At 57.2% G+C, this 24,764-nt stretch carries 23 protein-coding genes; 13 read left to right on the top strand and 10 right to left on the bottom strand.

Going from position 1 to position 24,764, the window contains the following annotated elements; translation table 11 throughout:
• Positions 1-80: 80 nt before the first annotated feature.
• Positions 81-1,382, bottom strand: a complete 1,302-nt coding sequence (locus tag FHG12_RS08490; protein ID WP_139515322.1) for a serine hydroxymethyltransferase — start codon at positions 1,380-1,382, stop codon at positions 81-83.
• Between the two features lie 175 nt (positions 1,383-1,557).
• On the opposite strand from FHG12_RS08490, the gene FHG12_RS08485 reads away from it, so the two are divergent.
• Complete coding sequence (locus FHG12_RS08485; protein ID WP_139515321.1) at positions 1,558-2,076, top strand: RNA polymerase sigma factor; 519 nt, start codon at positions 1,558-1,560, stop codon at positions 2,074-2,076.
• Between the two features lie 90 nt (positions 2,077-2,166).
• Positions 2,167-2,955: a hypothetical protein gene (locus FHG12_RS08480; protein WP_139515320.1), complete on the top strand. Its 789-nt coding sequence runs from the start codon at positions 2,167-2,169 to the stop codon at positions 2,953-2,955.
• A gap of 19 nt (positions 2,956-2,974) precedes the next feature.
• On the opposite strand, the gene FHG12_RS08475 is transcribed toward FHG12_RS08480, so the two are convergent.
• From FHG12_RS08475 to FHG12_RS08465, 3 genes are all read right to left on the bottom strand, one after another.
• Positions 2,975-3,763, bottom strand: coding sequence for a metallophosphoesterase family protein (locus tag FHG12_RS08475; RefSeq protein ID WP_139515319.1), 789 nt, complete (start codon positions 3,761-3,763; stop codon positions 2,975-2,977).
• Positions 3,764-3,834: 71 nt separating this feature from the next.
• On the bottom strand, positions 3,835-4,050 hold the full coding sequence (locus FHG12_RS08470) for a hypothetical protein (RefSeq protein ID WP_139515318.1): 216 nt from the start codon (positions 4,048-4,050) through the stop codon (positions 3,835-3,837).
• Between the two features lie 47 nt (positions 4,051-4,097).
• A complete protein-coding gene (locus FHG12_RS08465; protein WP_139515317.1) occupies positions 4,098-4,601 on the bottom strand; it encodes a hypothetical protein in 504 nt (167 codons plus the stop codon).
• 178 nt (positions 4,602-4,779) lie between these two features.
• Between FHG12_RS08465 and FHG12_RS08460 the strand changes: the two genes are divergently transcribed.
• The 8 genes from FHG12_RS08460 (at position 4,780) to FHG12_RS08425 (ending at position 13,048) form a co-directional block, all read left to right on the top strand.
• Positions 4,780-5,028: a 4a-hydroxytetrahydrobiopterin dehydratase gene (locus FHG12_RS08460; RefSeq protein ID WP_139515316.1), complete on the top strand. Its 249-nt coding sequence runs from the start codon at positions 4,780-4,782 to the stop codon at positions 5,026-5,028.
• A gap of 38 nt (positions 5,029-5,066) precedes the next feature.
• Positions 5,067-5,750: a 16S rRNA (cytidine(1402)-2'-O)-methyltransferase gene (rsmI, locus tag FHG12_RS08455; RefSeq protein ID WP_139515315.1), complete on the top strand. Its 684-nt coding sequence runs from the start codon at positions 5,067-5,069 to the stop codon at positions 5,748-5,750.
• Positions 5,689-7,422 (top strand): apolipoprotein N-acyltransferase, encoded by a 1,734-nt coding sequence (gene lnt, locus FHG12_RS08450; protein WP_230471330.1) that lies wholly within the window; start codon positions 5,689-5,691, stop codon positions 7,420-7,422. The genes rsmI and lnt overlap by 62 nt, the downstream gene beginning before the upstream one ends.
• Before the next feature lie 69 nt (positions 7,423-7,491).
• A complete protein-coding gene (locus tag FHG12_RS08445) occupies positions 7,492-8,283 on the top strand; it encodes an inositol monophosphatase family protein (RefSeq protein ID WP_139515314.1) in 792 nt (263 codons plus the stop codon).
• A 40-nt stretch (positions 8,284-8,323) separates the two neighbouring features.
• The gene (locus tag FHG12_RS08440; RefSeq protein ID WP_139515313.1) at positions 8,324-8,542 is read left to right on the top strand and encodes a FeoB-associated Cys-rich membrane protein; all 219 of its coding nucleotides are present in this window, start codon (positions 8,324-8,326) and stop codon (positions 8,540-8,542) included.
• A gap of 124 nt (positions 8,543-8,666) precedes the next feature.
• Positions 8,667-9,011, top strand: a complete 345-nt coding sequence (locus tag FHG12_RS08435) for a hypothetical protein (RefSeq protein WP_139515312.1) — start codon at positions 8,667-8,669, stop codon at positions 9,009-9,011.
• 85 nt (positions 9,012-9,096) lie between these two features.
• Positions 9,097-10,386: an erythromycin esterase family protein gene (locus tag FHG12_RS08430; protein WP_139515311.1), complete on the top strand. Its 1,290-nt coding sequence runs from the start codon at positions 9,097-9,099 to the stop codon at positions 10,384-10,386.
• Positions 10,387-10,564: 178 nt separating this feature from the next.
• Positions 10,565-13,048 carry a zinc-dependent metalloprotease gene (locus FHG12_RS08425; RefSeq protein WP_139515310.1) on the top strand — a complete coding sequence of 828 codons (2,484 nt, stop codon included), beginning with the start codon at positions 10,565-10,567 and terminating at the stop codon, positions 13,046-13,048.
• 98 nt (positions 13,049-13,146) lie between these two features.
• Here FHG12_RS08425 and FHG12_RS08420 read toward each other — a convergent pair whose 3' ends face one another.
• The 5 genes from FHG12_RS08420 to radA form a co-directional block, all read right to left on the bottom strand.
• Positions 13,147-14,166 carry an SPASM domain-containing protein gene (locus FHG12_RS08420; protein WP_139515309.1) on the bottom strand — a complete coding sequence of 340 codons (1,020 nt, stop codon included), beginning with the start codon at positions 14,164-14,166 and terminating at the stop codon, positions 13,147-13,149.
• 272 nt (positions 14,167-14,438) lie between these two features.
• On the bottom strand, positions 14,439-15,530 hold the full coding sequence (locus tag FHG12_RS08415) for an MBL fold metallo-hydrolase (RefSeq protein ID WP_139515308.1): 1,092 nt from the start codon (positions 15,528-15,530) through the stop codon (positions 14,439-14,441).
• Positions 15,531-15,618: 88 nt separating this feature from the next.
• On the bottom strand, positions 15,619-17,118 hold the full coding sequence (locus FHG12_RS08410; RefSeq protein ID WP_139515307.1) for an ArnT family glycosyltransferase: 1,500 nt from the start codon (positions 17,116-17,118) through the stop codon (positions 15,619-15,621).
• Positions 17,119-17,278: 160 nt separating this feature from the next.
• On the bottom strand, positions 17,279-18,712 hold the full coding sequence (locus tag FHG12_RS08405; RefSeq protein ID WP_165699343.1) for a TlpA family protein disulfide reductase: 1,434 nt from the start codon (positions 18,710-18,712) through the stop codon (positions 17,279-17,281).
• 221 nt (positions 18,713-18,933) lie between these two features.
• Positions 18,934-20,319 carry a DNA repair protein RadA gene (gene radA, locus FHG12_RS08400; RefSeq protein WP_139515305.1) on the bottom strand — a complete coding sequence of 462 codons (1,386 nt, stop codon included), beginning with the start codon at positions 20,317-20,319 and terminating at the stop codon, positions 18,934-18,936.
• 174 nt (positions 20,320-20,493) lie between these two features.
• Between radA and FHG12_RS08395 the strand changes: the two genes are divergently transcribed.
• The 3 genes from FHG12_RS08395 (at position 20,494) to FHG12_RS08385 (ending at position 24,029) form a co-directional block, all read left to right on the top strand.
• The gene (locus FHG12_RS08395) at positions 20,494-21,882 is read left to right on the top strand and encodes a sensor histidine kinase (protein WP_139515304.1); all 1,389 of its coding nucleotides are present in this window, start codon (positions 20,494-20,496) and stop codon (positions 21,880-21,882) included.
• A 110-nt stretch (positions 21,883-21,992) separates the two neighbouring features.
• Positions 21,993-23,642 carry an FAD-dependent oxidoreductase gene (locus tag FHG12_RS08390; protein ID WP_139515303.1) on the top strand — a complete coding sequence of 550 codons (1,650 nt, stop codon included), beginning with the start codon at positions 21,993-21,995 and terminating at the stop codon, positions 23,640-23,642.
• A gap of 147 nt (positions 23,643-23,789) precedes the next feature.
• On the top strand, positions 23,790-24,029 hold the full coding sequence (locus tag FHG12_RS08385) for a hypothetical protein (RefSeq protein ID WP_139515302.1): 240 nt from the start codon (positions 23,790-23,792) through the stop codon (positions 24,027-24,029).
• 235 nt (positions 24,030-24,264) lie between these two features.
• Here the strand turns inward: FHG12_RS08385 and FHG12_RS08380 are convergent, their stop codons facing one another.
• Positions 24,265-24,753 carry a hypothetical protein gene (locus tag FHG12_RS08380; RefSeq protein ID WP_139515301.1) on the bottom strand — a complete coding sequence of 163 codons (489 nt, stop codon included), beginning with the start codon at positions 24,751-24,753 and terminating at the stop codon, positions 24,265-24,267.
• Between the last annotated feature and the right edge of the window lie 11 nt (positions 24,754-24,764).

Below are 24,764 nucleotides of genomic sequence, written 5' to 3'. Positions count from 1 at the left end.
GAGAACAAACGTAAACCAGCGATCCCCGGATGTTGCCGGTGTGTGCGCTAGGGTGCGTTGTGGCCCTGCCCCGTGCCTGACTATTCGGCTCCTTTAAACAACGGATATTGCTGCATCCATTCGTTCACTTGCCGGCGTACCTGCCCGATGTGAGTTTCGTCGTCGTGGTGCATCAGTACGTCGTCGATGAAGCTGACGATGCGCTCCATGTCGGCTTCGCGCAGGCCGCGGGTCGTAACGGCTGCCGACCCGATGCGCATGCCCGAGGTCACGAACGGCGACTTATCGTCGAAGGGCACCATATTCTTGTTGATGGTGATGTCGGCTTTGATCAGCGTGTTCTCAGCCAATTTGCCCGTTAGGCCCTTGCTGCGCAAGTCAATGAGCATCAAATGGTTATCGGTGCCGCCCGAAATAATCTGGTAGCCGCGGTCGGTGAAGCCTTTGGCCAGCGCCTGCGCATTGCGGATGATTTGCTGCGTGTACTCGGCGTACGTGTCGCTGAGGGCTTCGCCAAACGCAACCGCTTTTGCCGCAATCACATGCTCCAGGGGGCCGCCCTGCGTACCCGGAAACACGCCCGAGTCGAGCAGGGCCGACATGGGGCGTAGCTCGCCTTTCGGAGTTTTGAGGCCGAAGGGATTGTCGAAGTCTTTGCCCAGCATGATCAGGCCGCCGCGCGGTCCGCGCAGGGTCTTGTGGGTAGTGGTCGTCACGATGTGGCAGTGTGCAAACGGATCGTTCAGCAATCCTTTGGCAATCAGACCTGCAGGGTGCGAAATATCGGCCAGAAGCAAAGCCCCTACTTCGTCGGCGGCTTCGCGTAGGGCTTTGTAATCCCAGTCGCGGGAGTAGGCCGAGGCGCCGCAGATGATGAGCTTGGGCTGCTCACGACGGGCGGTTTCTTTTACTTTTTGCCAGTCGATCAGGCCGGTTTCGGGCTCCACGCCATAAAACGAAGGCTTGTAGAGCTTGCCCGAAAAGTTGACCGGCGAGCCGTGCGTCAGGTGGCCGCCATGCGAGAGGTCAAAGCCCAAAATCTTGTCGCCGGGCTGCAAAATGGCCAGCATCACGGCTGCGTTGGCCTGGGCACCGGAGTGCGGCTGCACATTTACCCATTCCACCCCGAAGAGTTCTTTGGCACGGTTGATGGCGAGTTGTTCGACTTGGTCTACAATCTCGCAGCCCCCGTAATAGCGCTTGCCCGGAAGCCCCTCGGCGTATTTGTTGGTGAGCACCGAACCCTGGGCACGCATGACTTGCTCCGAGACGTAGTTCTCGGAAGCAATCAGCTCGATGCCGTGGGTCTGACGCTCGTTTTCCTGGCGAATAAGATCGAACAGGACGGTGTCCTGCGTGAGAGTTGCGGTGCTCGTTTCCATATCCCAAAGGTAGTTCAATTAACATTTATGAACTTAAGAAGCTGCATCCCCTTCCTACCTTTTGCTCGTAGGTTGCCTGAGCCTTTGCCATTTACTTTGTGCTTCTTAATACATTGCTCTTTATTCCGGTCCGCATCCTCGCCAGCCACAGCTTATTGCTAATTGCTAAGTAATTATGAATCAGCCACTTGCCGAGAGCCTTACCCAGTTACGAGTGGGCGATCAATCGCTGCTCCTGACCTTTTACCAGCAGCACCGCAACCACTTTGCGCGGTGGGCCCGTCAGCACCACAACCTGCAGTCGCCGGCCGCCCACGAGTTGCTTCGCGAAGTGCTGCTCGACTTCTACGATCAGGTAGTGGATGGCCGGATCACGCGGTTGCCGCTTGATTTGCGCGCCTACATCTACGGCATGGCCCGCCAGCAGGTCTCGACGACGTTTGTGATCCAGCAGGCGCAAGTGTTGCCCAAGGCCGAAGCGCAACGGCGGCAGAAACTGCTCCAAGCCTTTATGCAGCTCAGCGCCGACTCGCAGCAAGTGCTTCTGTTTTTTTATTACCGAGGCTACAATTTTGTAACCATGGCGGGAAAAATGGGTTATGCCAATGCCAACGTGGCGCGAATCCAGAAAAACAACTGTCTGCGCAAGCTCTACGAACTGCTGTCACGCTCCGATGCAGTGGCTTCGGTGTGAGCGACCCGTGGTTTCTGCGTAATTTGCCACCCTCCTCACCGCCGAACGAGTAACCAGGTAAGTTTTTACCCCGTGCTTAGGCCTTCGCGTATGATACCGCCTGCTGATTTGCGCCCTTATATAGAAGAACTAGAGCGCTTTGCCGACGGTCAGATGTCGAACGATGAGCAGGCGGCTTTCGAAGAACGCCTGAGTCACGATGCTGACCTGCGCCACGCCTACGAAATCTACGAGCAACTCACCGCCGATCTGCGTTGGGTAGCAGGCCACGCCACACTCCGGCAGCGCTTACTGGCCCTCGACCAACGCCTCGACCAGCGCCAAAGCGCCGTAACCCGAATGCGCCGCCGAAAACGCAGCACCCAGAAGCGTTGGGGCATCCTTGCCGCCGGTGCCTTGTTGCTGATCGCGGGCGTGTGGCTGATGACGCGCCCCGGCATCCGCGGCAACGACCCCTGGACGCGCTACTACGTGCCCGACCCCGGCCTACCCGAGGTAACTGTGCAGGGCGACCGGCGGCCGCTGCTGGCCGAAGCCATGCGCCAATACCGCGAAGGACATTTTTCTACGGCGCTGGGCACGCTGCGCCGCGTCCCCACCGACAACATTGGCCAGGACACGCTGCTGTATTACAACGGTATTTTTCTGTTGCGCGAAAACCAGGCGGCGGCGGCTCGTCCATTTTTACGGCGCGTCAGCCAACAGTCCGAGTCGCCGTTGGCGGGGCGGGCTCGCTACCACTTGGGCATGGCCTCCTGGAAGGAAGAACGGGTAGAAGAAGCCTCGCGCATGCTCCGCAACGTGGCCTCCGACTCCGTCAATCCGTATCGGCGGGCGGCGCAGCACCTGCTGAAAGATCCGATATTCCACGCCGATTAACACCACAACACCTTATTGATCAACGCCTTGCGATTTCGTAAGGTGGCTCGATGTTGGGCTGCAATGTCAACGCAAATTCATCCAGTTCGAGAATCGCCAGGTGCGATAGCTCGGGGTTGTGGCGGTATACGCAGCCCGTATCGAGGCTGATGGCACCTTGCTTCGTGCGCACGCTGCGCTGCACCTCGGCGGTGGGCGTCGGTACGTGTCCGTGCAGAAGCCGCTTGCCTTGCAGACGCGAAGCATCAAACACGAACTCCTTGATGTTGAGCATGGTATGATAATCCGTGCGCATCTTATCGGGTGGCAGCCGAAAGTTGAAGCCGGCGTGCACCAGCACAAAATCCGGTAAGTCAAGCTGGTAGGGTAGCGCATCGAGCCAGTGCAGGTAGCGCTCCGGAATTTGAATGGCGTCTTCCACCCCGAAGCTCTGCAATGTCAGCCTTCGATCGGCGGCCGAAGCCCAGGTAAGCTTGTCTCGCCCGCGAGCCGCGTCCAGCAGCTCCTGATCGTGGTTGCCCCGCAGGCACTGCACCCGAAAGCCGCGGCCGGGCAGTTGCATTAGGTAGTCGAGCACGCCGCGGCTGTCGGGCCCTTTGTTGACGTAGTCGCCGAGCACATATAGCTCATCGGAGGGCTTTAGCGCAAGTACTTCTTCCAGCACGCACTGAAAGGAAAGCAAGCACCCATGCAAATCGGTAGTGACGTAGCGGGCCATGGCAAGGAAGGTGTGGAAAAGCGGCGGGCGGGCAGCGTACTGCGTCGTGCAGTACCCAAATTCAGGGCGGAGCGAAAAAGCAGGCAGCAAGCAAAATCGTTATAAACCAAAAAGCACCTGCATTTGAAGGCAGGTGCTTTTTGACGATCAGCGCCAGCTACTTAAGAGTAGGTAGGCTTGTCGATATCGGGCTTGTCGAGATTGCGATTGGGGTGCCGCTGCGGTGCGTCGGCGGCTTCCTGTTCGAGCCGGTCTTCGGTTTGTTCGTCCAAATCGTTGACGGGCAGGTTGCCGGCGCCTTTCGGTTGCTCCGACTGCGAGGGGCTGCCGTGATTTTCCTTTGATTGCTGGTTGGTGTTATTGCTCTTGTAGGGCATGGCTGTGGCAATTAAAGTTAAAATACAACTAATTGACAATTAATCACTTACACCTCAATGCCGGATTCCTGCGCGTTGCGGTCCAGCAGATCGGCATTGGTTTCGGGGGTGGCACCCACGTCGATAGCGTTGGGTTGCGGCTGTTCCATCTGACCCATACCTACCCGCGAATCGGGGTCCGACATTTCGTCGGTTGGCCGCAAGTCATCGGCTTCCAGTTCGTCGATAATAGGCGCGACGCGGCGGGCGTCGATGTCATCGTCGGCGGGCAAGTCCTGATTGGGGCGCTGGTCGGCACCTTCGTCGGCGGTGCGCATGTTGTCGGCCGGGTGTTCGGATTTGTCGGCGTCTTCGTTCACCGATACGGCCGAGATGCCGTCGCTGCTGTCGGTGCCGTAGCCTTGCTTGCCGTCGCGGTTGCCGAAGCCGCCGCGGGCGTCTTCGTTAGTGGGCGGACTAGCGCCGGGAATGATGTGTCCGGCTTGAAATTCTTCGCTCGTCGTATCGTCGTTGATGACGCGAACAGGGCGGTTATTAGGATCGATAGCCATTAGAAAGACTCGTTTAGAAGGAGTTAGGTGGGTCGTATAGAAGTGTACTGTGGTTTGGGGATTTGGGTTGTTCTACCGCAGCAACCTCGCCCTATACTCCTCACTAAGAGCGCCGCGAGGCGATCTCAACGTCTGCATTTTATTCTAACTTTCATAACAATTTGATTACCAAATCATCATGTGGACCCAGCAAGACAATGCACTTACCCGCAGCTTCCGCTTTCCGGATTTCAAAACGGCTTTTGCCTTCATGACCGACGTGGCCGCGGAGGCCGAGCGCCTCGATCATCATCCGTGGTGGGCCAACGAATACGGCTTTGTCGAGTTCCGCCTGCGCACCCATGATGCCGGCAATACCGTAACCAAGCGCGATCATCGCCTCGCCGAAGCCATCGACCGGGTAGCAGCCCTGCACCACGTTGGATAGCGGCTGTAAGTCCGGGCGGCGCCCGCTACCTTTGCTCTATGCCTGATACTGTACTGTACCTCGTGCCTACGCCCATCGGCAACCTGGAAGATATCACCTTACGGGCCATTCGCATTCTGGGCGAGGTCGATACGGTGCTGGCCGAGGACACCCGCACCAGCGGCCGGCTGATGCAACACCTCGGCCTCAAGAAGCCGATGCTGAGCTATCACCTTCACAATGAGCACCAAACCGTAGCCCGCGTCCTCGACCGCCTCGAAAAAGGCGAACGCATGGCGCTGGTATCGGACGCGGGCACGCCGGGCATTTCCGATCCGGGCTTTTTGCTGGTGCGCGAGTGCCTCGGCCGCGGCTTGGGCGTAGAATGTCTGCCGGGCGCGACGGCTTTTGTGCCGGCCTTGCTAAAGTCGGGGTTCGGGGCCGAACGGTTTGTGTTTGAGGGTTTTCTGCCCGTAAAAAAAGGCCGCCAAACCCGCTTGCGCGAACTCGCAACCGAAACCCGCACGTTGATTTTTTACGAATCCCCGCACCGCATCGTCAAGACGCTGGAGCAGCTGGCCGAGGCCCTGGGCCCCGACCGGTTGGCATCGGTGAGCCGGGAGCTAACCAAACTATTCGAAGAAACCGTGAACGGCACGCTGGCCGAGTTGGCGGCGCAGTTTGCGGCCCGTACGTCTATTAAAGGAGAAATCGTTGTCGTCGTTCAAGGAAACCAGGAGTAGCGCCGTCGTTGTCGACGCGCCCCCCATCGCCCCCGCTTCCCGCCTCGCCTACTGGACGCCCAGCCTGCTCGCGCTACTGAGCGCGGGGTTGCTCTGGCTGGGCTGGCCCGTACACTCGGCCTTATTTGCCTTGCTCCTGCTGGTTGCTTTCGTTCCGTATCTGCGTATGGAACAGCTACTTGTCAGTCGCGGTGCTAGTGGCTGGAAGGTGTTTCGCTACACCTACCTCATGCTCGTGCTCTGGAATGCCTTCACGACGTGGTGGGTAAGCTACAGCACGGTAGGCGGCGGCATCGCCGCCGTGGTGCTCAACGCCCTGCTGATGTGCCTGCCCATAATGGCCTTCTACCACACCAAACGCCTGGCCGGGCCCACGATCGGCTACCTGTCGTTGCCGGTGTACTGGATCGCGTTTGAGCAGCTTCACCTGCACTGGGACCTGACCTGGCCCTGGCTCACGCTCGGCAACGGTTTTGCCCAAGCCAACCAATGGGTGCAGTGGTACGAATACACCGGCTTTCTGGGCGGCTCGCTCTGGATATGGGTAGTTAATTTGCTGGTTTTCAATTCTTTGACAAAATACTTAGCCACCAAGCAGCCTTCCGCGCCAGAGCTAAGCCGGGTGCAGATAATGCGCCTGAGGTGGCTGCCCTTCTTGGCGATTCTGTTGCCTGTTATGCTTTCCAAAAGCATCGGGGCAAACTATCAGGAGAAAGGCAAAACGGCTGAAGTGCTTGTCATTCAGCCGAATATCGACCCGTACCAAGAGAAGTTTGAGGGCAAAGCCAACTTCATTCCCTACGACGAGCAGCTTTCGCGTCTGATTCAGATCACTGAGAAAAACCTCACGCCCCAGACCAAGCTCGTCATGTGGCCCGAAACGGCTCTCGACGAACCTTATTGGGAGAACATCTTCGACAGCAACCCCAAGGTGCAGCGCGTTCGCAATTTCTTGCAGCAACACGCTGGCTTAGAGCTTATTACTGGGGTTACGAGTTTGCAGAGCTATCCTAGCAAAGAAACCGCGTCGCCCACGGCTCGCTTCCGCGACGACTTGGGGTATTATGACGTGTTCAATACGGCGGCCTTCTTGCCGGGCCCGGTAGGACCGCCGGTTTTCTACCACAAATCGCGGCTGGTACCAGGCGTCGAAAAAGTACCGGTGGCCCTGACCAAGCTCATCGCCAACATCGACCTGGGCGGCACAGTTGGCAGCTACGGCAGCCAAGCGGAACGGACGGTGTTTAATACCAAGACTCCGGACTTGCGCGTGGCACCCGTAATCTGCTATGAGTCAGTGTATTCTGATTTTGTGGCCGAATACGTGCGCAACGGTGCCACGCTTATCGGCATCATCACCAACGACGGCTGGTGGAGCGATTCGCCGGGGCACTTGCAGCACTTGCAATACGCCACCTTGCGCGCCATCGAAACCCGCCGCGACATTGCCCGCTCGGCCAACACCGGCATTTCGGGCTTCATCGATCAAACCGGCCACATCATCACCCAGACTGGCTGGTGGATTCAGACGGCCCGCCGCTACCCGGTACACCTCAACACCGAACTCACCTTTTACGCCCGCCACGGCGAGCTGATCGGCCCCGCAATGCAAGTGCTGGCCGTGTTGCTGCTGGCGTTTACGCTCGTGCGCCGGTTTGTTAAGGTTGCCTAAAACACACAAACTTAATTCAAGCCTGTGCTGCTAAGCCCAGCCGAAGGACGCGAACTCTAACATAACTTCATGGATTTCAACCACCTCAGTTTTCAGGTAGCTGATATTGCCCGCCAGGCGGGTCAGTTTATTCGCCAGGAGGCGGCCAATTTTGACCTCAGCCGCGTGCAGTCGAAAGGCTTGCACGACATGGTTTCGTACGTCGACAAGCAAAGCGAGAAAATGCTGGTCGATGCGCTGCGGCAGTTGCTGCCCGAAGCAGGCTTCATCACCGAAGAAGGCACCGAAGGCGCCGTGCGCGCCGAAGACCTCAACTGGATCATTGACCCACTCGACGGCACCACCAATTTCATCCACGGCCAGCCGGCATACTGCGTGAGCGTGGCGCTGATGCAACGGCAGGAGCTGGTGATCGGGGTGGTGTACGAAATCAACCAAGACGAATGCTTCCGCGCGGCGCGCGGCGCGGGTGCGTTCTGCAACGAGAAGCCCATCCGGGTTTCGGCCACCGACGATTTGCATGACTCACTGATTGCCACGGGTTTCCCGTACTACAAATTCGATAAGCTCGACGGCTACCTACAGATTCTGAGTTCTTTCATGCAGAACACGCAAGGCATTCGCCGGGTGGGTTCGGCCGCGCTCGACCTGGCCTATGTGGCCGCAGGCCGCTTCGACGCCTATTTCGAGTTCAACATCAACTCCTACGACGTGGCCGCCGGCATACTGCTGGTGCTGGAAGCTGGGGGCCGCGTTACGCAGTTTACCGAGGACGGCGACCCAATTTTCGGCCGCGAAGTAGTGGCTAGTAACACCCTGCTACACAATCAGTTGCAGGACACGATTCGGAAGTACTGGTAGGCTTAAACTTTTCCCGGCTCGCCGTAGTTTTGCTTTTGTCATGCTCCTGACCCTCACCTCCGCCGAAATTCAGTATTTCATTATCGCTGTGCTATTTACGGCCGCGGCGTTTTACGTCGGCCGCATCTTCTGGCGGTCGTTTTTTGGCAAGAGCGAGGGCGCCTGTCCAAAAGGCTGTGGCGGCGCCTGCGGGGCCATCGACGTCGATCGGCTGCAACGCACCATTGAAAAGGCGGCTGTTCAGGCCAACGCAAAATAACCGGCCGCGTCGCGGCTTTTGAATTCAGACAACCTACCCCCGTCCCGGCTGCGTATAGCTGGGCGGGGGCTTGTTTTTTTGCGCCCTTCCGCCCCTTCTCACCAACCGACAAAACCCTACTACGATGCAAGACAAAGAAGAAGAACGCTCCCTCGTGAACGTCGAAAATAAGCTCACGAAAGACGGCTTTACCGCAGATTTCAACGTCGTAGACGGTCGTTTGCACACTATTGGCGACGACGCCAACACCACAACCTACGGCCCCGAAGACGTGACCATTGTCGATTTTTACCGCTTCGAAGGCGAAAGCGATCCCGATGACATGTCTATTCTGTACGCCATTGAAGCATCGGACGGCGTAAAAGGCACTATATCAACCGCTTACGGCGTATATGCTGATACAGAAACCGACGAGTTTCTGAAGAAAGTAGAAGACCTCGGCAAAAATCTGGTAAAAGGCCACAAATAGGCTTTACTACCTTGATTGGAAGTGCGTTGCGACCTAGTTGCGACGCACTTCTCTGTTTGGGCACCACCCTAACTCAACCGTGACCATGCTGCTTCCTACCCATCCGCTGCGCACGGCCGCCGACCTCGATCCGGTACTGGCTGCCATCGGCGACGCCCGGGTGGTGCTGCTGGGCGAGGCTTCGCACGGCACTTCCGAGTACTACACTTGGCGCACGGCCTTGTCCCGGCGGTTGATTCAGGAAAAGGGCTTCCAGTTTATCGCTGTGGAAGGCGACTGGCCCGATTGCTTTGAGGTAAATGCCGCCATCAAGCAGGACCACAAAAACTACGACTCCCCTTCGCGCCTGCTCCAGACGTTCAACCGCTGGCCCACTTGGATGTGGGGCAATTGGGAAATTGCGGCCCTAATAGAATGGCTGCATCTGCACAACCGCCAGCAGGCGCCCGAGCACCGCGCTGGCTTTTATGGGCTGGACGTGTACAGCCTCTGGGAGTCGTTGCAGGAAATTCTGCACTATGTAGAAAAGCAGGGCGATGGTGCCGTGAAGGCCGCGCACCGTGCCTTTCGCTGCTTCGAGCCGTACGGCAACGACCCACAGGAATACGCCGAGGCAGTAGCCTTTGTATCAAAGGATTGCGAGGATGAAGTAACCGATATGCTGCGCGCCTTGCGGCAACAAGTAGCAAGCAGCCACGCCGACGGCCTGCTGAGCCGAGAAGCTGAGTTCACAGCGGAGCAAAACGCCTTGGTAGCCGTGAACGCCGAGCGCTATTACCGCGCCATGATCCGGGGTGGCTCGGCCTCTTGGAACGTGCGCGACCGCCACATGATGGAAACCCTCACGCGCCTTCTTGATTTGCATGGCCCTGACAGTAAGGCCCTTGTGTGGGAGCACAACACCCACATCGGCGACGCGCGCTACACCAATATGGCCCGCGAAGGCCTGGTAAATGTCGGGCAGCTGGCCCGCGAGGCGTATGGCCCCGACAACGTGTTCGCCGTCGGCTTTGGCTCGTACGAGGGCTCCGTGATTGCCGGAAAGAAATGGGGCGCTCCTTACGAAGTAATGCCCGTGCCGCAGGCACCGCGCGGCACTTGGGAAGAGATGCTGCATAGCCAGCTTCAGGGCGAAAATGGTCTGCTGTTTTCCAACGAGTTGCGCCAACACCCCGATTTGCAGCAACCAGTAGGTCATCGGGCCATCGGGGTAGTATACCGGCCTGAATTTGAGCGCTTTGGCAGTTACGTGCCGTCTGTCATGCTCGAGCGTTACGATGCGTTTATGTTCATCGACAAAACTCGCGCGCTTCATCCCTTGCCTACCCACGCCGACGAACACATGCCCCCGGACTTGTACCCATGGACGGAATAGCGTTTTGGTATAACTAATTAATTATCAATTATTTACCTAAAACACTATTAGGAGCACTAGCAGAAAAGTAAACGTGCACAAGCTGAGATAGCGAAAGAGAAAACCCAAATTATTACTGAGCAATATCGGGCCGGAACGGAATGCGGGCGTACATTATGCCCAGCAAACCCTTTCCTGCATGAGAAACACTTACCTCTACCTTGCGCTTGGCTTCGTGTTGTCGGGTCAGCTCGCGGCCCATGCGCAGGGCCCTGCGACCGCCAAAACCAGCAAGCCAGCACCCGCCGCCGAGAGCGCCAAAACCATCGCGGCCCGCACCAAAGGCTATCAAAAATTTGATGGGTTCTTTCCGTTTTATTGGGACGAAAAAACCGGCACCGTTTTGCTGGAGGTTTCGCGGCTCGATCAGGAAGTGCTGTACGTCAGCTCGTTGCCAAACGGCGTGGGCTCCAACGACTTGGGCTTCGACCGCGGCCAGATTGGGCAAACCCGCATTGTAAAATTTATCCGGAGCGGCCCCAAAGTGCTGCTGCTCCAGCCCAACTACGACTTCCGCGCCGTCAGCGACAACGCCGACGAACGCAAGTCGGTGGAGCAGGCGTTTGCGCAGTCCGTGATCTGGGGTTTCAAGGTAGAAGCCCAAGAAGGTAGCCGCGTGCTGCTCGACCTCACGCCTTTTTTGCTGCGCGATAGCCACCAGCTGGCCAAGCGGCTGGCGGCCATGAACCAAGGCGCGTACAAGGCCGACGAAAGCCGCTCGGCGATGTTTCTGCCTAACACGCGCAATTTTCCGAAGAACTCGGAGTTTGAGGCCATCATTACGCTCACCGGCGATGCCAAAGGCCAGGAAATCAGATCGGTAACGCCCGACCCGGACGCGCTGACGGTGCACATGCATCACTCGTTCATCGAGCTGCCCGATGCCAATTACCAGCCCCGTCGGTTCGATCCGCGGGCGGGCTTCTTCGGCACCGATTACATGGATTACGCCACGCCCATCGATCAGCCAATTGTCAAGCGCCTGATCAATCGGCACCGGCTGCAAAAGAAAGACCCTACGGCGGCAGTGAGCGAGGCCGTTGAGCCCATCGTGTATTACCTCGATCGCGGGGCGCCCGAACCGGTTCGCTCGGCCTTGCTTGAGGGCGCTTCGTGGTGGAACCAGGCGTTTGAGGCAGCGGGCTACAAGAACGCTTTTCAGGTGCAGTTGCTGCCGGAAGGGGCTGATCCCATGGACGTTCGCTACAACCTCATTCAGTGGATACACCGTTCTACGCGCGGTTGGTCCTACGGTGCTTCCATCACCGATCCGCGCACCGGCGAGATCATCAAAGGGCAGGTGTCGCTGGGTTCGTTGCGCGTGCGCCAAGACTATCTGATTGCGGAGGGCTTGTTGCAGCCTCATGAAACCGGCAAACCGACCAACCCGGAAATGATGAAAATGGCCGTGTCGCGGCTCCGACAGTTGGCCGCACACGAAGTGGGCCATACCCTGGGACTGTACCACAATTACGCGGCCAGTACCCTCGACCGCTCCTCGGTGATGGACTACCCGATGCCGCGCATTCTGCTCCGCCCCGATGGCACCGTCGACCTTAGCCAAGCCTACGCCGTCGGCATTGGCGGCTGGGACAAGCGGGCCATTCTATATGGCTACCAAGATTTTCCGAAAGGCAAACAGGAAGAACAAGAGCTACAAAATATTATCAATCAGACCCTTAAAGACGGGTACGTTTTCATTGCCGATGAAGACTCGCGGCCAGTCGGCAGCGCGCACCCTTATGCACATCTCTGGGACGACGGCCAGAACGCCGCCGACGAGCTCAACCGCCTCATGGACGTCCGGCAGAAAATCCTGGCCAATTTTTCGGAAAAAGCCATCGCCGACGGCCGGCCCATGGCCACGATAGAAGAAGCTTTAGTCCCGATTTATCTGTTGCAGCGCTACCAAGTAGAGGCGGCTTCTAAGGCCATTGGCGGGCTGTACTACACATACGCCGTAAAAGGCGACGGCCAGACCACCACGAAATTTGTGGCCCCCGAAGACCAATGGAAGGCGTTTGCGGCGTTGATGCGCACCATTTCGCCCGCCGAACTGGCTTTGTCAGAGCAGTTGTTGCAGAAAATTCCGCCGCGCCCGGTCGGCTATCCGTCTAGCCGCGAGACGTTTACCTCGCGCACGGGCCTTACCTTCGACCCTACCGGCGCGGCCGAATCGGCGGCGGCTACCACCCTCGATTTTCTGCTCAATCCGCAGCGGGCTGCCCGCTTGGTCGAGTACCATGCCCGCGACAACCAACAGCCCGGCTTGGGGCAAATAATCGATAAGCTGCTCGACCAAACCTGGAAAAGCAAGCCGGAAGATGGCTACCGCGGCGAAATCCAGAATCGGGTCAAGACCTTGACCCTGAATAGCTTGCTTGGCTTAGCTGCCTCTTCGCAGTCTCCGGCCAACGTGAAAGCCCTTGCTACCCTGAAGATTGAGGAACTGAAAGACTGGATGAGCAAACAGGCAAAATCGGCCAAGCGCGACGAGCAGAAAGGCACGTTGCTGGCTGGCCTGAACACGATCAAGCAGTTTGAGGCCAACCCTGACAAGTTTCAGCCCGCGCCGGCCTTGCCCATGCCCGCCGGCCCACCCATCGGCAGCGAAGAGTTTTAAGGAACGGGAGCTATTGCCGCAACTCCCCTCCTCAGCCGAGGAGGGGAGTTGGTCGTTCTTACTGCGCCAGCAGCTAGCCGGGGAAATAGCGGCTTTGCTTACCCCCAGACTTTGGTGCCTTCGGTGCAGTTGCGACACATTTCGATCTGGTCGCGACCTCTCAACAAGGATTCTCTAAACTTCTGGTACTTAGTCCCTTGCCACAACGCACGAAAGCTCTGTTGCTGTAAGTCGCCGAGGCGATATTCGGCGTCTTTGTCGAAACAGCAGGGTACCACGAGGCCATCCCAGGTGATGACGCAAGAGTGCCACATCTTCCAGCAGTGGTTGAGCAGGCGATTTTTGATGCTCCACGTACCGTTGTTGTTCTCGTAGCGCGAGTAATAGTCGATGGTCGGGATGAGGGGTGAGCCGTGCTGGTAATCGTAGATCTGGGCGGTTTTGAACCACACATCGTCCACGCCCATGTCCTTGGCCATGCGCTTGGCGTCTTCGATCTGGTGCTCGTTGGGCCGCACCACCAAAAACTGAAACACCACCCGAGGCGTACTGGATTTCAACTCTTTACGCCACCGAATGATGTTGCGCGTGCCTTCCAGCACCTTGTCGAGCTTGCCACCCACACGGTACTGCTGATACACCTCCTGCGTAGTGCCGTCGAGGGAAATAATAAGCCGATCGAGGCCGGATTCGACGGTCCGCCGGGCGTTTTTGTCGTTGAGGTAATGGGCGTTGGTGCTGGTGGCGGTATAAATGCCTTTGTCGGCGGCATACTTCACCAAGTCCAGAAAATTGGGGTGCAGGTAAGGCTCACCCTGGAAGTAGAAGATCAAGTACCACAGCCGTTTATGCACTTCGTCGATGGTCTTTTTGAACAGCTCATCGGGCAGCATTCCCGTCGGGCGCGTGAAGGAGCGCAGGCCGCTGGGGCATTCTGGGCACCGCAGATTGCAGCTCGTAGTCGGCTCAAAGGACAAGGCCAGCGGCAAGCCCCAATGCCGCGCTTTGCCGGTGGCTTTGCTCAGGGCGTAGCTCCCGACCACCTGCGCCGCATTAAGCGCCCGGCGCGGCGTGAGCTTGGAAATGAAGTTTAAGCCGTCGGTGAGAAGTGATGCCATGTAAGAGTAAAGGTCGGGAATACGCGTTGAAGCGTACCTACAAACCATCCAGCCCCGAGAAGTTTTGGAAAAATCTAAGGCGAGAACTTAGAGCTAAACAGCTAGCTCCCCTCCTTTTTTTAAGGAGGGGCTGGGGGTGGTTCGGCTAGAGTTAGAAATTAGAGCTAGTTGTTGTTCAACGTGGTTTACCACCCCCAACCCCTCCTTAAAAAAGGAGGGGAGCTAGTTTTTAGCCCTAGCAACGCTCCTATAATTTCTTAATGTACAAGCATTTACAGCCCATTCCACCATGCGACGGGTGGTGCTGCTTCTTGCAGCTTTACTGCTTCACCAATCAGCGGGTGCAGCACGGGGAGGTGGAGGCGGGTGGCTTCGGCGGTCACGCGCTGGATGGGCTCGTCCCAGGCGTGCAGGGCGAGCGTAAACTTGGCCCAGTGCACCGGCAACAGGACGCGGGCTCGGAGGTCGAAGGCGGCCTGCACCACTTCTTCGGGCATCATATGGATGTATTTCCAGCTTTGGTTGTATTGCCCACACTCCAGAATGGCCAGATCGAACGGGCCGTATGCGTCGCCAATAGCCTTAAAATGAGTATCATAGCCAGAGTCGCCACCCAAGTAGATTCGCTGGCTTGGGGTTTGCAGCACAAAAGAAATCCAGAGCGCCCGGTTGCGACTCAGGCTACGGCCGGAAAAGTGGCGGGCCGGGGTGGCGCGCACCACAAAGCCGGCGGCGAGCACATGGGTTTCGTACCAGTCCAACTCCACTACCTGCTTCGGGTTATAGCCCCAGCGCTCTAGGTGCGCACCCGTACCCAGCCCCGTAATCGCCTGCTTGACAGACGGTTGCAGCTGCTTGACAGTCGCGTAATCCAGGTGATCCCAATGATCGTGAGAGATGAAGAGGTAGTCGATTGGGGGCAGGTCGGCGACGGTGTACACATCGCTGCCCGCGAAGCTGCGGGTGCCAAAGGGCAGCGGGGAAGCACTGCCGCTCAGCACCGGATCGACGAGGATGCGCTTGCCGTCGAGCTGTAGGAAATAGGAAGAATGCCCCAGCCACACAATCACGTTTTCCGCGGAAGAAAGCTGACGCAAATCGGTTTTGCGCGAAGGCAACAAGGCGGCGGGGGCGCTGCGAGCGCTTTTTTCGAAGAAAAACTGCCGCATCACCCTCGCGTAACTTACCCCTTCGGCTAGGTCGGGGGTGGGGGAGAGATTCTGAAACTTACCATTTCGGTAGTTGGGCGACTGGGCAATGCGCGCCAGCCGTGCGCCACTCGGAGCCGCCCCGAAAGGCGGCTGCCGCAGAAAGTAAAGCACGCCGCCCACCAAAATGATTACTACAACAAGAAGCCAAAACATACAAAGCACTGGAAAAGGTGATTCAATTATCCGATAACAAACAGCTTAACACAACAAATTACAAATGATTACTAATCAATTAGTTATATTATTTCTTAGCCCACACTTCAAAAGTGGCACAAGGCCCTTCCTCCTCAAGCTTGGTCACTTGGTAGCGATCGGCGAGGACTTGCTGCTCCTCAGGCGTACAGACGATTACATGCGCACCCGTTACCAAGTTCAGCGGTTCCCGACTCGAATGAGGCTGCACTTTTACACTTTCGCGGGCCAAGGCCTGCCGGTAAAACCAGAAGCTGCTTCCGTAAAGCGTGCCGGGGTGGTATACGTCAATGGTCTTGTCTTCAGGATGTTGGCGCACATAGCGGCCTAGATAGTAACCGTAGCGCACTTCCGGGCCCCAGGTTATGTCGTTTTGGCGATTGGTGATGATCAGATCAATAATCTGTTTGTAGGGCAGCCACACCAGCGCCAGCAGCGCGAGTGTGCCCGTTATCACTTGCCAACGTGGGCTCATTGACGAGCTTTGCTGCCACCGCTGAAATAGCGTTGTCAGGGCCAAAGCGATCAGCAGGGCCAGGATTGGGTAGAGCGGCGCTTCGTACCACTCCAGCTTTGTTGCGGCAGCGCTGATGACCAGCAGCCAACAGCCAACAAACAAGGCCAGCAGCCAAATCAAGCGGCGCGTAGCCGCGTCGCGCTCGAAGGCCAAAATCAATAGGGAGGGGGGCAACAACGGCAGCCAGCTCACAAAAAAGCGCGTTGCCGCGTTGCGAAAGTAGTAATACCAGGGCCCATCGTGGCTTTCGAGTGCATTTTGGAAGCGGCCGCCTAGCTCATTGAGTTGCACCGCGTGCCAATAGCCTGGCAGCGCCCGTTCGCGTGCCAGATAATACAGCGCCGGCACGGCAAAGGCGCTAATCAGTGCCAGCCATACAGCCGGCTGACGTAACAAAGGCAGGAGTTTACGCTGGCTCAGGGCGTACAGAACCAATGCCGGACTGCCCAGCAGTCCCGCCACGCCTTTCGTCAGTATGCTCGCACTCAAGGCGATAGCCCAAAGCACCAGATACCGACGGCGGTTGGTTTCGAGATAGAGGTAAAAGGCCAGCAACTCCAGCGTAATCCACAGGATGAGCAGTGCATCGTAGTCGCCGGTCCGGCTGACGTGCTCGCGCACGTAGCCAGGGCTCGTTACCAGGATGAAACCCGCCAGCAGACCTGCACCCGCGTTGCGTAGTGTGCGAGACGCAAAGCGGTAGAGCGCCAGCACCGTCGCTACGCAGGCCAGCACTGTAGGCAGCCGCATGGCAACCTCCCCACGCAGCCCCAAACCCAGCAGCAGTACCTGTAGCCAAATCAAGAGCGGCGGCTTGGTATTCCACAGGTCGGGCTGGTGCTGGTAAGTGGTTACCAGCCAGTTGTGCGACCAATAAATCTCGATGGCGTTCGCGGCCAGCCGCGACTCGTCCCACGTCTGAATGGGGGCCCGGAAGACGTCGAACACCAGGGGAAAGAGGATCGCAGCCAGCAACAAGAGTAACCCAGCCCGGTGGAGCCAGCGCGGAAGGGCTGCGGAGGAGGATAGCATCAGAAACGGGCCAACGAAAAATTGCCCACCGGGCGCACAAAGATTGTTTTCGCCGCCAAGTTAAAGCTCCCTGCGCAAATGGTGCTTGCCGAACTCAAAAACAAAAGGCCGCCTGTTACTCACAGACGGCCTTTTACACAACCAATTGATGTGCAATCAGTTACTTAGGAGTGATAGGCAAGGCACTGGTATAGGTTGAGGCTTTACCAAATGCTTCCTTGATCTCGTCGACGGCGGCGCGGCTACTCAGGCGCTTGGGCTTGGTATTGAGGAAGGTACCGTCTTCGGCCAGCAGGAAGTAAGCGGGCACGTCTTGCAACGCGTAGGCGCGGGCCACTCCCGAACGCATGCCGCCCGCAGCACGGAGCTGTACGCCCGGAAGCTTCTTGCTGGTTACCAGCTGTTTCCAGGCCGGCTCGTTTTCATCGAGGGCAATGTTGACGAACACGATGTTTTTGCCTTCAAACTTGCGCGCTAAGTCCTGTGCGTAAGGCAAATCGCGCAGCGCCAGGCCGCTGGTCGTGCGCCAAAAGTTGAGGTACACTACCTTGCCGGCAAAGCTGCTCAGCGATACCGTGTCGCCCTTCACCGAAATCAACCGGAAATTAGGGGCCGGCGAGCCGATAGCAAACGCTTTGTGCGTTTCGAAGTCGCTCTGCAACAGCGGATAATACATGTTCTTGGGGTCGGAGCTCCGGAAATCGGCGAGCATCGTTTCCGATTGCTTTACGTGGCCAAACCGAAACGACTCCTGCAACACCCGCCCCATGATGATGGGCCGCACGTCGCCCGACAATTGGCTCTTGGCCAGCTCGTAGCACACCTGGTAAAAATCGGGGTCGGAGCGCAGGTGCTTGTCGTTGGTGGCGAGGTAGTGGATGTAGTTGAGCAGGAACTCTTGGTACATCTCGCTCTGCACGGCCGTGGCGTTGCTGAACAGGCTCTTGTCGTTGAGGAAGTCGTAGTACGTGGGCGTCATCTTCAGACGGCCTTCGGTGGCTACTACCTGCTCGCGCAAATCCTGGAACGTGAGGCGGTCGTTGGCGTAGCTATAGTCGATTTCGGCCTGCGCGTACTGCTTGAAAGCAGGCGAAAGCTGATTGTCCTGGGCGTAGTTTTCGAAAAACTTGCGTTCCTCCTTGCGGCGGTAATCCAGAAACGACAAAAAGCCCGGTTCGTAGAGCATGATGTTTTCCGGAAGTACCTGAAAGCCATCGTTTTCCACAAAATGCTCGTCTACCTCAGCTAAGTAGGTATTGGCCTCGGCGCCTTTGCCCTTGTAGCGCACCGATGTCGACAAGCTATTGCCTTTGAAGCGGACTTCCAGGGCGTTGCCCGGCTCTAGAAAGAGGTCCGTGACGTCGTCGGCATATACCAGATCGGCACGCGACGGGCCGGAGATCTTGATCGCCATGCGAAACTCGCCTTTGTCGTCGAGGCGAGCGTAGGTAATCTGCTCTTTCGGATCCAGCGGATTTTCACGCACCGATACGGCTACCGTGTCCGCTGTTTTACCATTGACCTTACCCGTTATGACCACTGTTCCTTGGGCGTGCACCGAGGTAATAGAAGCGGTGCAAAGCGAAGCGAACAAGAGCCCAGCGAAAAGTCGGATAGAAAATGCCATCAGAAAAATGTTCGGTCCCTAAGCTTGAAAATGTCTATTGTCCATAACACTCAGAATAACTACACAAACAGTATTTTCACGGTAAAAGACAATTTATTACCCGAAGATAGTGCATTACAATTAACAAAGTCCAATCCCTAACGTTACTTTTTTCGTAACGTTCGCCTAACGCCAAAGTTTTGTTGGTTTTAGCCAAATAAGCCGCTCAAAACTTCGTCTAATCGTCCCACTGGGTGTACCCGAATGCCGTACCGGCCTAAGTCCAATCCTTTGGCGTTGAACTGGGAAATGTACATCTCTTGAAACCCCAGTTTTTCGGCTTCCGACAACCGCTGGTCCAGGCGGCTCACCGCCCGAATTTCTCCGCTCAACCCGACTTCGGAAGCCAGACAGACTTCGCCCGGAATCGGGATATCATTAAGCGACGATACCACCGCAGCGCACACGGCTACGTCGAGCGCCGGGTCGTCGAGGCGCAGGCCGCCGGCAATGTTCAGGAACACGTCGTGCTGACCCAAGCGCAACCCCGAGCGCTTTTCGAGCACCGCCAGCAGCATGTTCAGGCGTTTGGCGTCGAAGCCCGTACTGCTGCGCTGGGGCGTGCCATAGGTGGCGGGCGTCACGAGGGCCTGTACTTCCACAAGCAGCGGGCGGTTGCCTTCGAGCGTAGCGCCGATCGCCATACCACTCAGATTATCAGTGCGTTGCGAGAGCAGGATTTCCGAGGGATTGGATACTTGCCGCAGGCCCGTGCCTTGCATTTCGTAGATGCCCAGTTCGGAGGTCGAGCCAAAGCGGTTTTTGGTGGTACGCAGGATGCGGTAGCTCAAGTGGCGGTCGCCCTCGAACTGCAACACCGTATCGACCATGTGCTCCAGGATTTTGGGGCCGGCAATGGAGCCGTCCTTCGTGATGTGACCGATGATGAGCACCGGCACGCCCGTTTCCTTGGCATACTTAAGCAACTCAGCGGTGCATTCGCGCACCTGCGACACCGAGCCCGCCCCCGACTCCACCAACCCCGAATGCAGCGTCTGGATCGAGTCGATCACGACTACGTTGGGCTGAAGCTGATCGATCTGCTTGAAAATGTTCTGGGTATTAGTTTCGGTAAGTATATAACAATCAGGGTGTTGCGGACCCAGGCGTTCGGCGCGCATCTTGATCTGCTGCTCGCTTTCCTCACCCGATACATATAGCACCTTCAGTTGGCGCAGGTTCATGGCAATCTGGAGCATTAGCGTGCTTTTGCCTATGCCGGGTTCGCCACCGATAAGCACCAGAGAGCCAAGCACTAAGCCCCCGCCCAACACGCGGTTGAGCTCGGCATCCTGGGTATTGATGCGGGCTTCTTCTTCAAAATGGATTTCGCCGATGGCCCGGGGCTTGGCCACTGTTTTGGTGCCGGGCGAAGAGGTAGGCGGCTTCCAGGAGCCCGTGGCCTGCGTATTTTCCTTCTGTACTACTTCCTCCACGTAGGTATTCCACTCGCCGCAGGAAGGGCAGCGGCCGATCCATTTGGCCGATTGTGCCCCGCAGTTTTGACAGAAATAGAGAGTCTTAAGTTTGGCCATTTGATGGTCGTAGGGAAAAAGATATAATGCTTACCAGCCCGAAAAAGTTTGGCAAGAACGGCTTTTCCGGCTGGTTTGGCCCTGCTTAGCGCTGAGTTTTGGGCTGGGTCAAACTCGGGCCTACTCTAGCAGGTTTTATATTAAGTATATTCACTCTCCCTAATTTTGTCGCCAATGCCTACTGCCCTGACTCCGGCTGAGTTGACTGTTGTGCCGACCTTCGCCGACTTACCACCCGAAACGCTTACGTGGCTGGTGGAGCACGGCGAACGCCGCGAATACGCCAGCGGCGATACCATAGTACAGCCCGGTGAAGCGGCCGAATTCATGACCGCGATTCTTTCCGGCGGCCTGCAATTCTTCGCTGTCAACAACGGCAACCGGGAGCCAATCTTCCGCATTGAGGCTGGCCAGGTAAGCGGGGTATTGCCGTATTCGCGACTGCGGACTTTTAAAGGCTTGGCCCTGGCGGTCGGGCCGACCGTCATTTATGCGCTGCACCGCGACAAGTTTCCGGAGCTGGAGCAAGCCAGCCCGGAGCTGGTGCAGCGACTTGTGGCCCTGATGAGCGACCGCGCCCGCGAAGAAGCGCGCGGACAAGAGCGCGACGAGAAGCTGCGGGCCTTAGGCAAACTGTCGGCGGGCCTGGCGCACGAGCTCAACAACCCAGCCGCGGCCATCGCCCGCGCCGCAGAAGCCCTGACGCAGCTCGTGGCGGCCAAGCCATCTCAGCTGCGAGCACTTGTCGCCTCCTGCCCCACCCCCGAAGCGCTTGCGGCCCTTACGGCTTTGGCCACCAAAGACGTGACGGAGGTGCCGAAGTTCACGGCTCTCGAATGCGCTGACCGCGAGGATGAAGTCTCCGACTGGCTGGAAGAGCAAGGCGTGTCCGATGGCTATCGCCTGGCGTCGGGGTTGCTGGAAGCAGGCATTGGCGTAGAGGAGCTGGCTCCGGTTTCGGAAAAATTGCCGGAAACAGCGCGGGCAGCGGCGTTTACGTGGCTGGAAGGCCAGTTGACGACCCTCCGCCTGATCCGGGACTTGCAGGAGGCCAGCGCGCGCATCAGCACCTTGGTGAACAACGTGAAAACGTATTCGCACATGGATCGCTCGGCCGACTACGCCCCTCTCGATGTGCAGGCCGGCCTCGAAAGCACTCTCAATATCCTGGGTTACCCGCTGCGGCAGAAAAACATCCGCGTCATTCGCGACTACGCCCACGGCTTGCCTGCCGTGCGCGGCCAGGTCAGCAGCCTCAACCAAGTCTGGACCAACCTGCTCGACAACGCAATCGATGCCTTGCCGCCGGGGGGCCAAATCACCCTGCGCACCACCTTTGGCGGCGACTTCGTTCGCGTGTTCATCATCGACAACGGCCCCGGCATTGCGCCTGACGTGCTGCCGCACATCTTCGAGCCCTTTTACACCACCAAACAAGCGGGCGAAGGCACAGGCCTGGGCCTCGATATCGCCCAGCGCATCATTCGCAACCACGGTGGACGGCTGGAAGTGCAGTCAAAGCCTGGCCACACTGAGTTTTGCGCGTGGCTGCCGGTGGAGTAAGGTATTTCGCTGGCACATGCCCGCTATTTCTTTGTCCTTCGCTGGCGCTCAGGCTGACAGGATTTATGTAAATATTTGATAATCAATACATTACCAAACAACGCCTTGTCATGAAAAAACCGATCGTATTGGCCGTGGACGATGATCCGCAGGTGTTGAATGCCATAGACCGGGACTTGCGCAGCGAATTCCGCAAAGACTACCGCATTCTGCGCGCTGCCTCCGGCGAGGAGGCCCTCACTACGTTGCAGGAACTCAAAGCCCGCGCCGAGCCGCTGGCCCTCGTGCTGGCCGACCAGCGCATGCCCCAGATGGAAGGTGTGGAATTGCTGGAGAAAACCCGCGTGCTGTTTCCCGATGCCAAGCGCGTGCTGCTTACGGCCTACGCCGACACGGAAGCAGCCATCCGGGCCATCAACAACGCCCACCTCGACTACTATTTGATGAAGCCCTGGAATCCGCCCCAGGAGCTCCTGTATCCCACCCTGCACGATCTGCTTACGGCGTGGCAGGCCAAGTACAAGCCTCGTTTTCAGGGACTTCGCTTGATCGGGTTTCAGTGGTCGCCGCTCTCGCACGAACTCAAGGATTTTCTGGCCGGCTACATGGTGGCCTTCCAATGGCTGGATTTTGAAACCAATCCGGAAGCCAAGGAACTGCTCGACACCACTGGCCTCACCGCCGCCGATTTGCCCGTCGTCGTATTCGAAGACGGCACTGCCGAATCGCGCCCCGACCGCACAGCCATTGCCAGCAAAATCGGGTTGGCGCTAAAAGCATCGTCGCAGCTATACGATGTGGTCGTGATCGGGGCCGGGCCATCGGGCTTAGCAGCAGCCGTTTACGGAGCGTCGGAAGGCTTGAAGACGCTGATCGTGGAGCGCCAGTCGCCGGGCGGGCAGGCGGGCACCAGCTCCCGCATCGAAAATTACCTGGGCTTCCCGACCGGCCTGAGCGGCGCCGAGCTGGCGCACCGGGCATGGTCGCAGGCGGTGCGGCTAGGAGCCGAGTTTCTGGCCCAGGAGGTTACCGGCCTGTGCGTGCAGGACGGCTACAAAGTCTTGACCCTGAGCGACGGCAGCGAGATCAGTACGCGGGCCGTTGTCCTGACTACCGGCGTCAGCTACCGCACCTTGGAAGTACCTGGCATTGACAAACTTACCGGTGCCGGTGTGTATTACGGCGCGGCCCGCACCGAGGCTCGCTCCTGCGACCAACGCGACGTCTACATCGTGGGCGGCGGCAACTCGGCGGGGCAAGCGGCCATGTATTTGGCCACGTACGCCCGCAAAGTGCACATCGTAATTCGGGGCGAATCGCTTGCCGCGTCTATGTCGGCGTACCTGATCGAGCAGATCGGCCGCACGCCCAACATTCAGATTTTGCCTTTTGCACAGGTCGTGGAAGTGCGCGGCGACGATCACCTCGAACAAGTCGTGCTCAACAATAACGGCCAGTTGGAAGAGCGGCCCGCCCAAGCGTTATTCGTGTTCATCGGGGCCAAACCCAGCACCGAATGGGTCTGTGAGACAGTAGCTTGCGACAGCAAAGGCTTCCTGCTCACCGGCCGCGATCTCGTCACCGATCCGCGCTACGGCTCCCTGTGGAAACGCGAGCGTGAGCCCTACCTACTCGAAACCTGCGTGCCCGGCATTTTCGCCGCCGGCGATAGCCGTGCGGGTGCGATGGCGCGCGTGGCTTCTGCCGTGGGCGAAGGCTCTATGGCCATTAAGTTCGTGCACCAATATTTGGATGAGTAACTACTTAATTAACAAGGGATTGAATATTTAAGCTTTAGCCAGCGCGAGTTACGTCGCGCTAAACTCGCGGCAGTTTAGGGGATAGCTTAGGTCAACCAATCAGGCCTTGCATACGTTAGATTAGCCACACCATTTCCCTTGTCAATCATGAGCATATTTGGTTCTGACCGCCATAGCGGTACAATGGGAGGCCTGCTTTCGGGCCTGTTTGGGGGTAGGTCTGCTGGCAACGTTGCCTCCGGCAGCGTAGATAGCGCCACCAGAAACTCAAGTGGCATAGGCCGCAAACTGGTAAGCGGAGCCTTGCTAGCTGCCGGCGCTGCTTACCTGTACAACCGCTCCAAAAACAGAAACGCCAGCGCCCCCACCTTCGATCCTAACCGCTAGGCTACCCGCCCGGCGCGCAAAAGCCCCACCTCTAGACTTTTACAGCTTGGGGTGGGGCTTTTTTGTGGGTGATTGCCGGGTTGGAATGCGTTACGAGTTTTTATACAGGCATTTGATAATGAACACATTATAAAATGCCTGTCAGATAGCGTGGGGCTCTGTCTCGTGTGTATAACATGCGGGTCAGAGATCGGTGAGCAGGAGGTACGGGGCGGAACTAACGCTATCAAAAAGGCTAGATTCTAACAAAATCTTTAACAGCCTTTTCAAATTCAACAAATTTTCGAAACGGGAAACCATCGCTTCTATGCTGCGCAAAATCTCTTTCTTTTAACAACAAAAATATTTTCTTCAGTTGCATGTACGATAATATCAATAGTGACTTGAGCTTAATCTCAAAACAAATGTTTTCTTCGTATACTTTTATTTCGTTTCCAAACGCTTCTTTAAAACTTTGAATGTTCACTAGAACTATATCTTTACCAGCCTTTAGTTTTGTTATTTCTATCCTCGCCCCTCCCGGTTCGTTGTACCAAAAGAAATTTGCACTCTGCAGCCCATTTATTAAACCCATAAGAGAATGCATAAAGTTGTAATAAGGGTCACCAAAAACATGGGTAATAATTAATTCATAAGACTTATTTTCAATATAAATAATACAGGTACTCCATCCTTCAGAATGAAGTCTTAATACAAAATCAATATCATCTATTGAATCCAGCATTGTTGATTATT

Origin of the sequence: Hymenobacter jejuensis, assembly GCF_006337165.1 — a bacterium.
In the GTDB taxonomy this organism is placed as follows: domain Bacteria; phylum Bacteroidota; class Bacteroidia; order Cytophagales; family Hymenobacteraceae; genus Hymenobacter; species Hymenobacter jejuensis.
The sequence above is the reverse complement of the archived record's forward strand: the minus strand, read 5'-3'. Positions and strand labels throughout refer to the sequence as shown.

What these genes read in the sequence shown, in the direction of transcription:
- FHG12_RS08490 (WP_139515322.1), bottom strand. Translation starts at nt 1,382, where the DNA reads ATGGAAACGAGCACCGCAACTCTCACGCAGGACACCGTCCTGTTCGAT.
- FHG12_RS08485 (WP_139515321.1), top strand. Translation starts at nt 1,558, where the DNA reads ATGAATCAGCCACTTGCCGAGAGCCTTACCCAGTTACGAGTGGGCGAT.
- FHG12_RS08480 (WP_139515320.1), top strand. Translation starts at nt 2,167, where the DNA reads ATGATACCGCCTGCTGATTTGCGCCCTTATATAGAAGAACTAGAGCGC.
- FHG12_RS08470 (WP_139515318.1), bottom strand. Translation starts at nt 4,050, where the DNA reads ATGCCCTACAAGAGCAATAACACCAACCAGCAATCAAAGGAAAATCAC.
- FHG12_RS08465 (WP_139515317.1), bottom strand. Translation starts at nt 4,601, where the DNA reads ATGGCTATCGATCCTAATAACCGCCCTGTTCGCGTCATCAACGACGAT.
- FHG12_RS08460 (WP_139515316.1), top strand. Translation starts at nt 4,780, where the DNA reads ATGTGGACCCAGCAAGACAATGCACTTACCCGCAGCTTCCGCTTTCCG.
- rsmI (WP_139515315.1), top strand. Translation starts at nt 5,067, where the DNA reads ATGCCTGATACTGTACTGTACCTCGTGCCTACGCCCATCGGCAACCTG.
- FHG12_RS08445 (WP_139515314.1), top strand. Translation starts at nt 7,492, where the DNA reads ATGGATTTCAACCACCTCAGTTTTCAGGTAGCTGATATTGCCCGCCAG.
- FHG12_RS08440 (WP_139515313.1), top strand. Translation starts at nt 8,324, where the DNA reads ATGCTCCTGACCCTCACCTCCGCCGAAATTCAGTATTTCATTATCGCT.
- FHG12_RS08435 (WP_139515312.1), top strand. Translation starts at nt 8,667, where the DNA reads ATGCAAGACAAAGAAGAAGAACGCTCCCTCGTGAACGTCGAAAATAAG.
- FHG12_RS08430 (WP_139515311.1), top strand. Translation starts at nt 9,097, where the DNA reads ATGCTGCTTCCTACCCATCCGCTGCGCACGGCCGCCGACCTCGATCCG.
- FHG12_RS08425 (WP_139515310.1), top strand. Translation starts at nt 10,565, where the DNA reads ATGAGAAACACTTACCTCTACCTTGCGCTTGGCTTCGTGTTGTCGGGT.
- FHG12_RS08420 (WP_139515309.1), bottom strand. Translation starts at nt 14,166, where the DNA reads ATGGCATCACTTCTCACCGACGGCTTAAACTTCATTTCCAAGCTCACG.
- FHG12_RS08415 (WP_139515308.1), bottom strand. Translation starts at nt 15,530, where the DNA reads ATGTTTTGGCTTCTTGTTGTAGTAATCATTTTGGTGGGCGGCGTGCTT.
- FHG12_RS08410 (WP_139515307.1), bottom strand. Translation starts at nt 17,118, where the DNA reads ATGCTATCCTCCTCCGCAGCCCTTCCGCGCTGGCTCCACCGGGCTGGG.
- radA (WP_139515305.1), bottom strand. Translation starts at nt 20,319, where the DNA reads ATGGCCAAACTTAAGACTCTCTATTTCTGTCAAAACTGCGGGGCACAA.
- FHG12_RS08395 (WP_139515304.1), top strand. Translation starts at nt 20,494, where the DNA reads ATGCCTACTGCCCTGACTCCGGCTGAGTTGACTGTTGTGCCGACCTTC.
- FHG12_RS08390 (WP_139515303.1), top strand. Translation starts at nt 21,993, where the DNA reads ATGAAAAAACCGATCGTATTGGCCGTGGACGATGATCCGCAGGTGTTG.
- FHG12_RS08385 (WP_139515302.1), top strand. Translation starts at nt 23,790, where the DNA reads ATGAGCATATTTGGTTCTGACCGCCATAGCGGTACAATGGGAGGCCTG.
- FHG12_RS08380 (WP_139515301.1), bottom strand. Translation starts at nt 24,753, where the DNA reads ATGCTGGATTCAATAGATGATATTGATTTTGTATTAAGACTTCATTCT.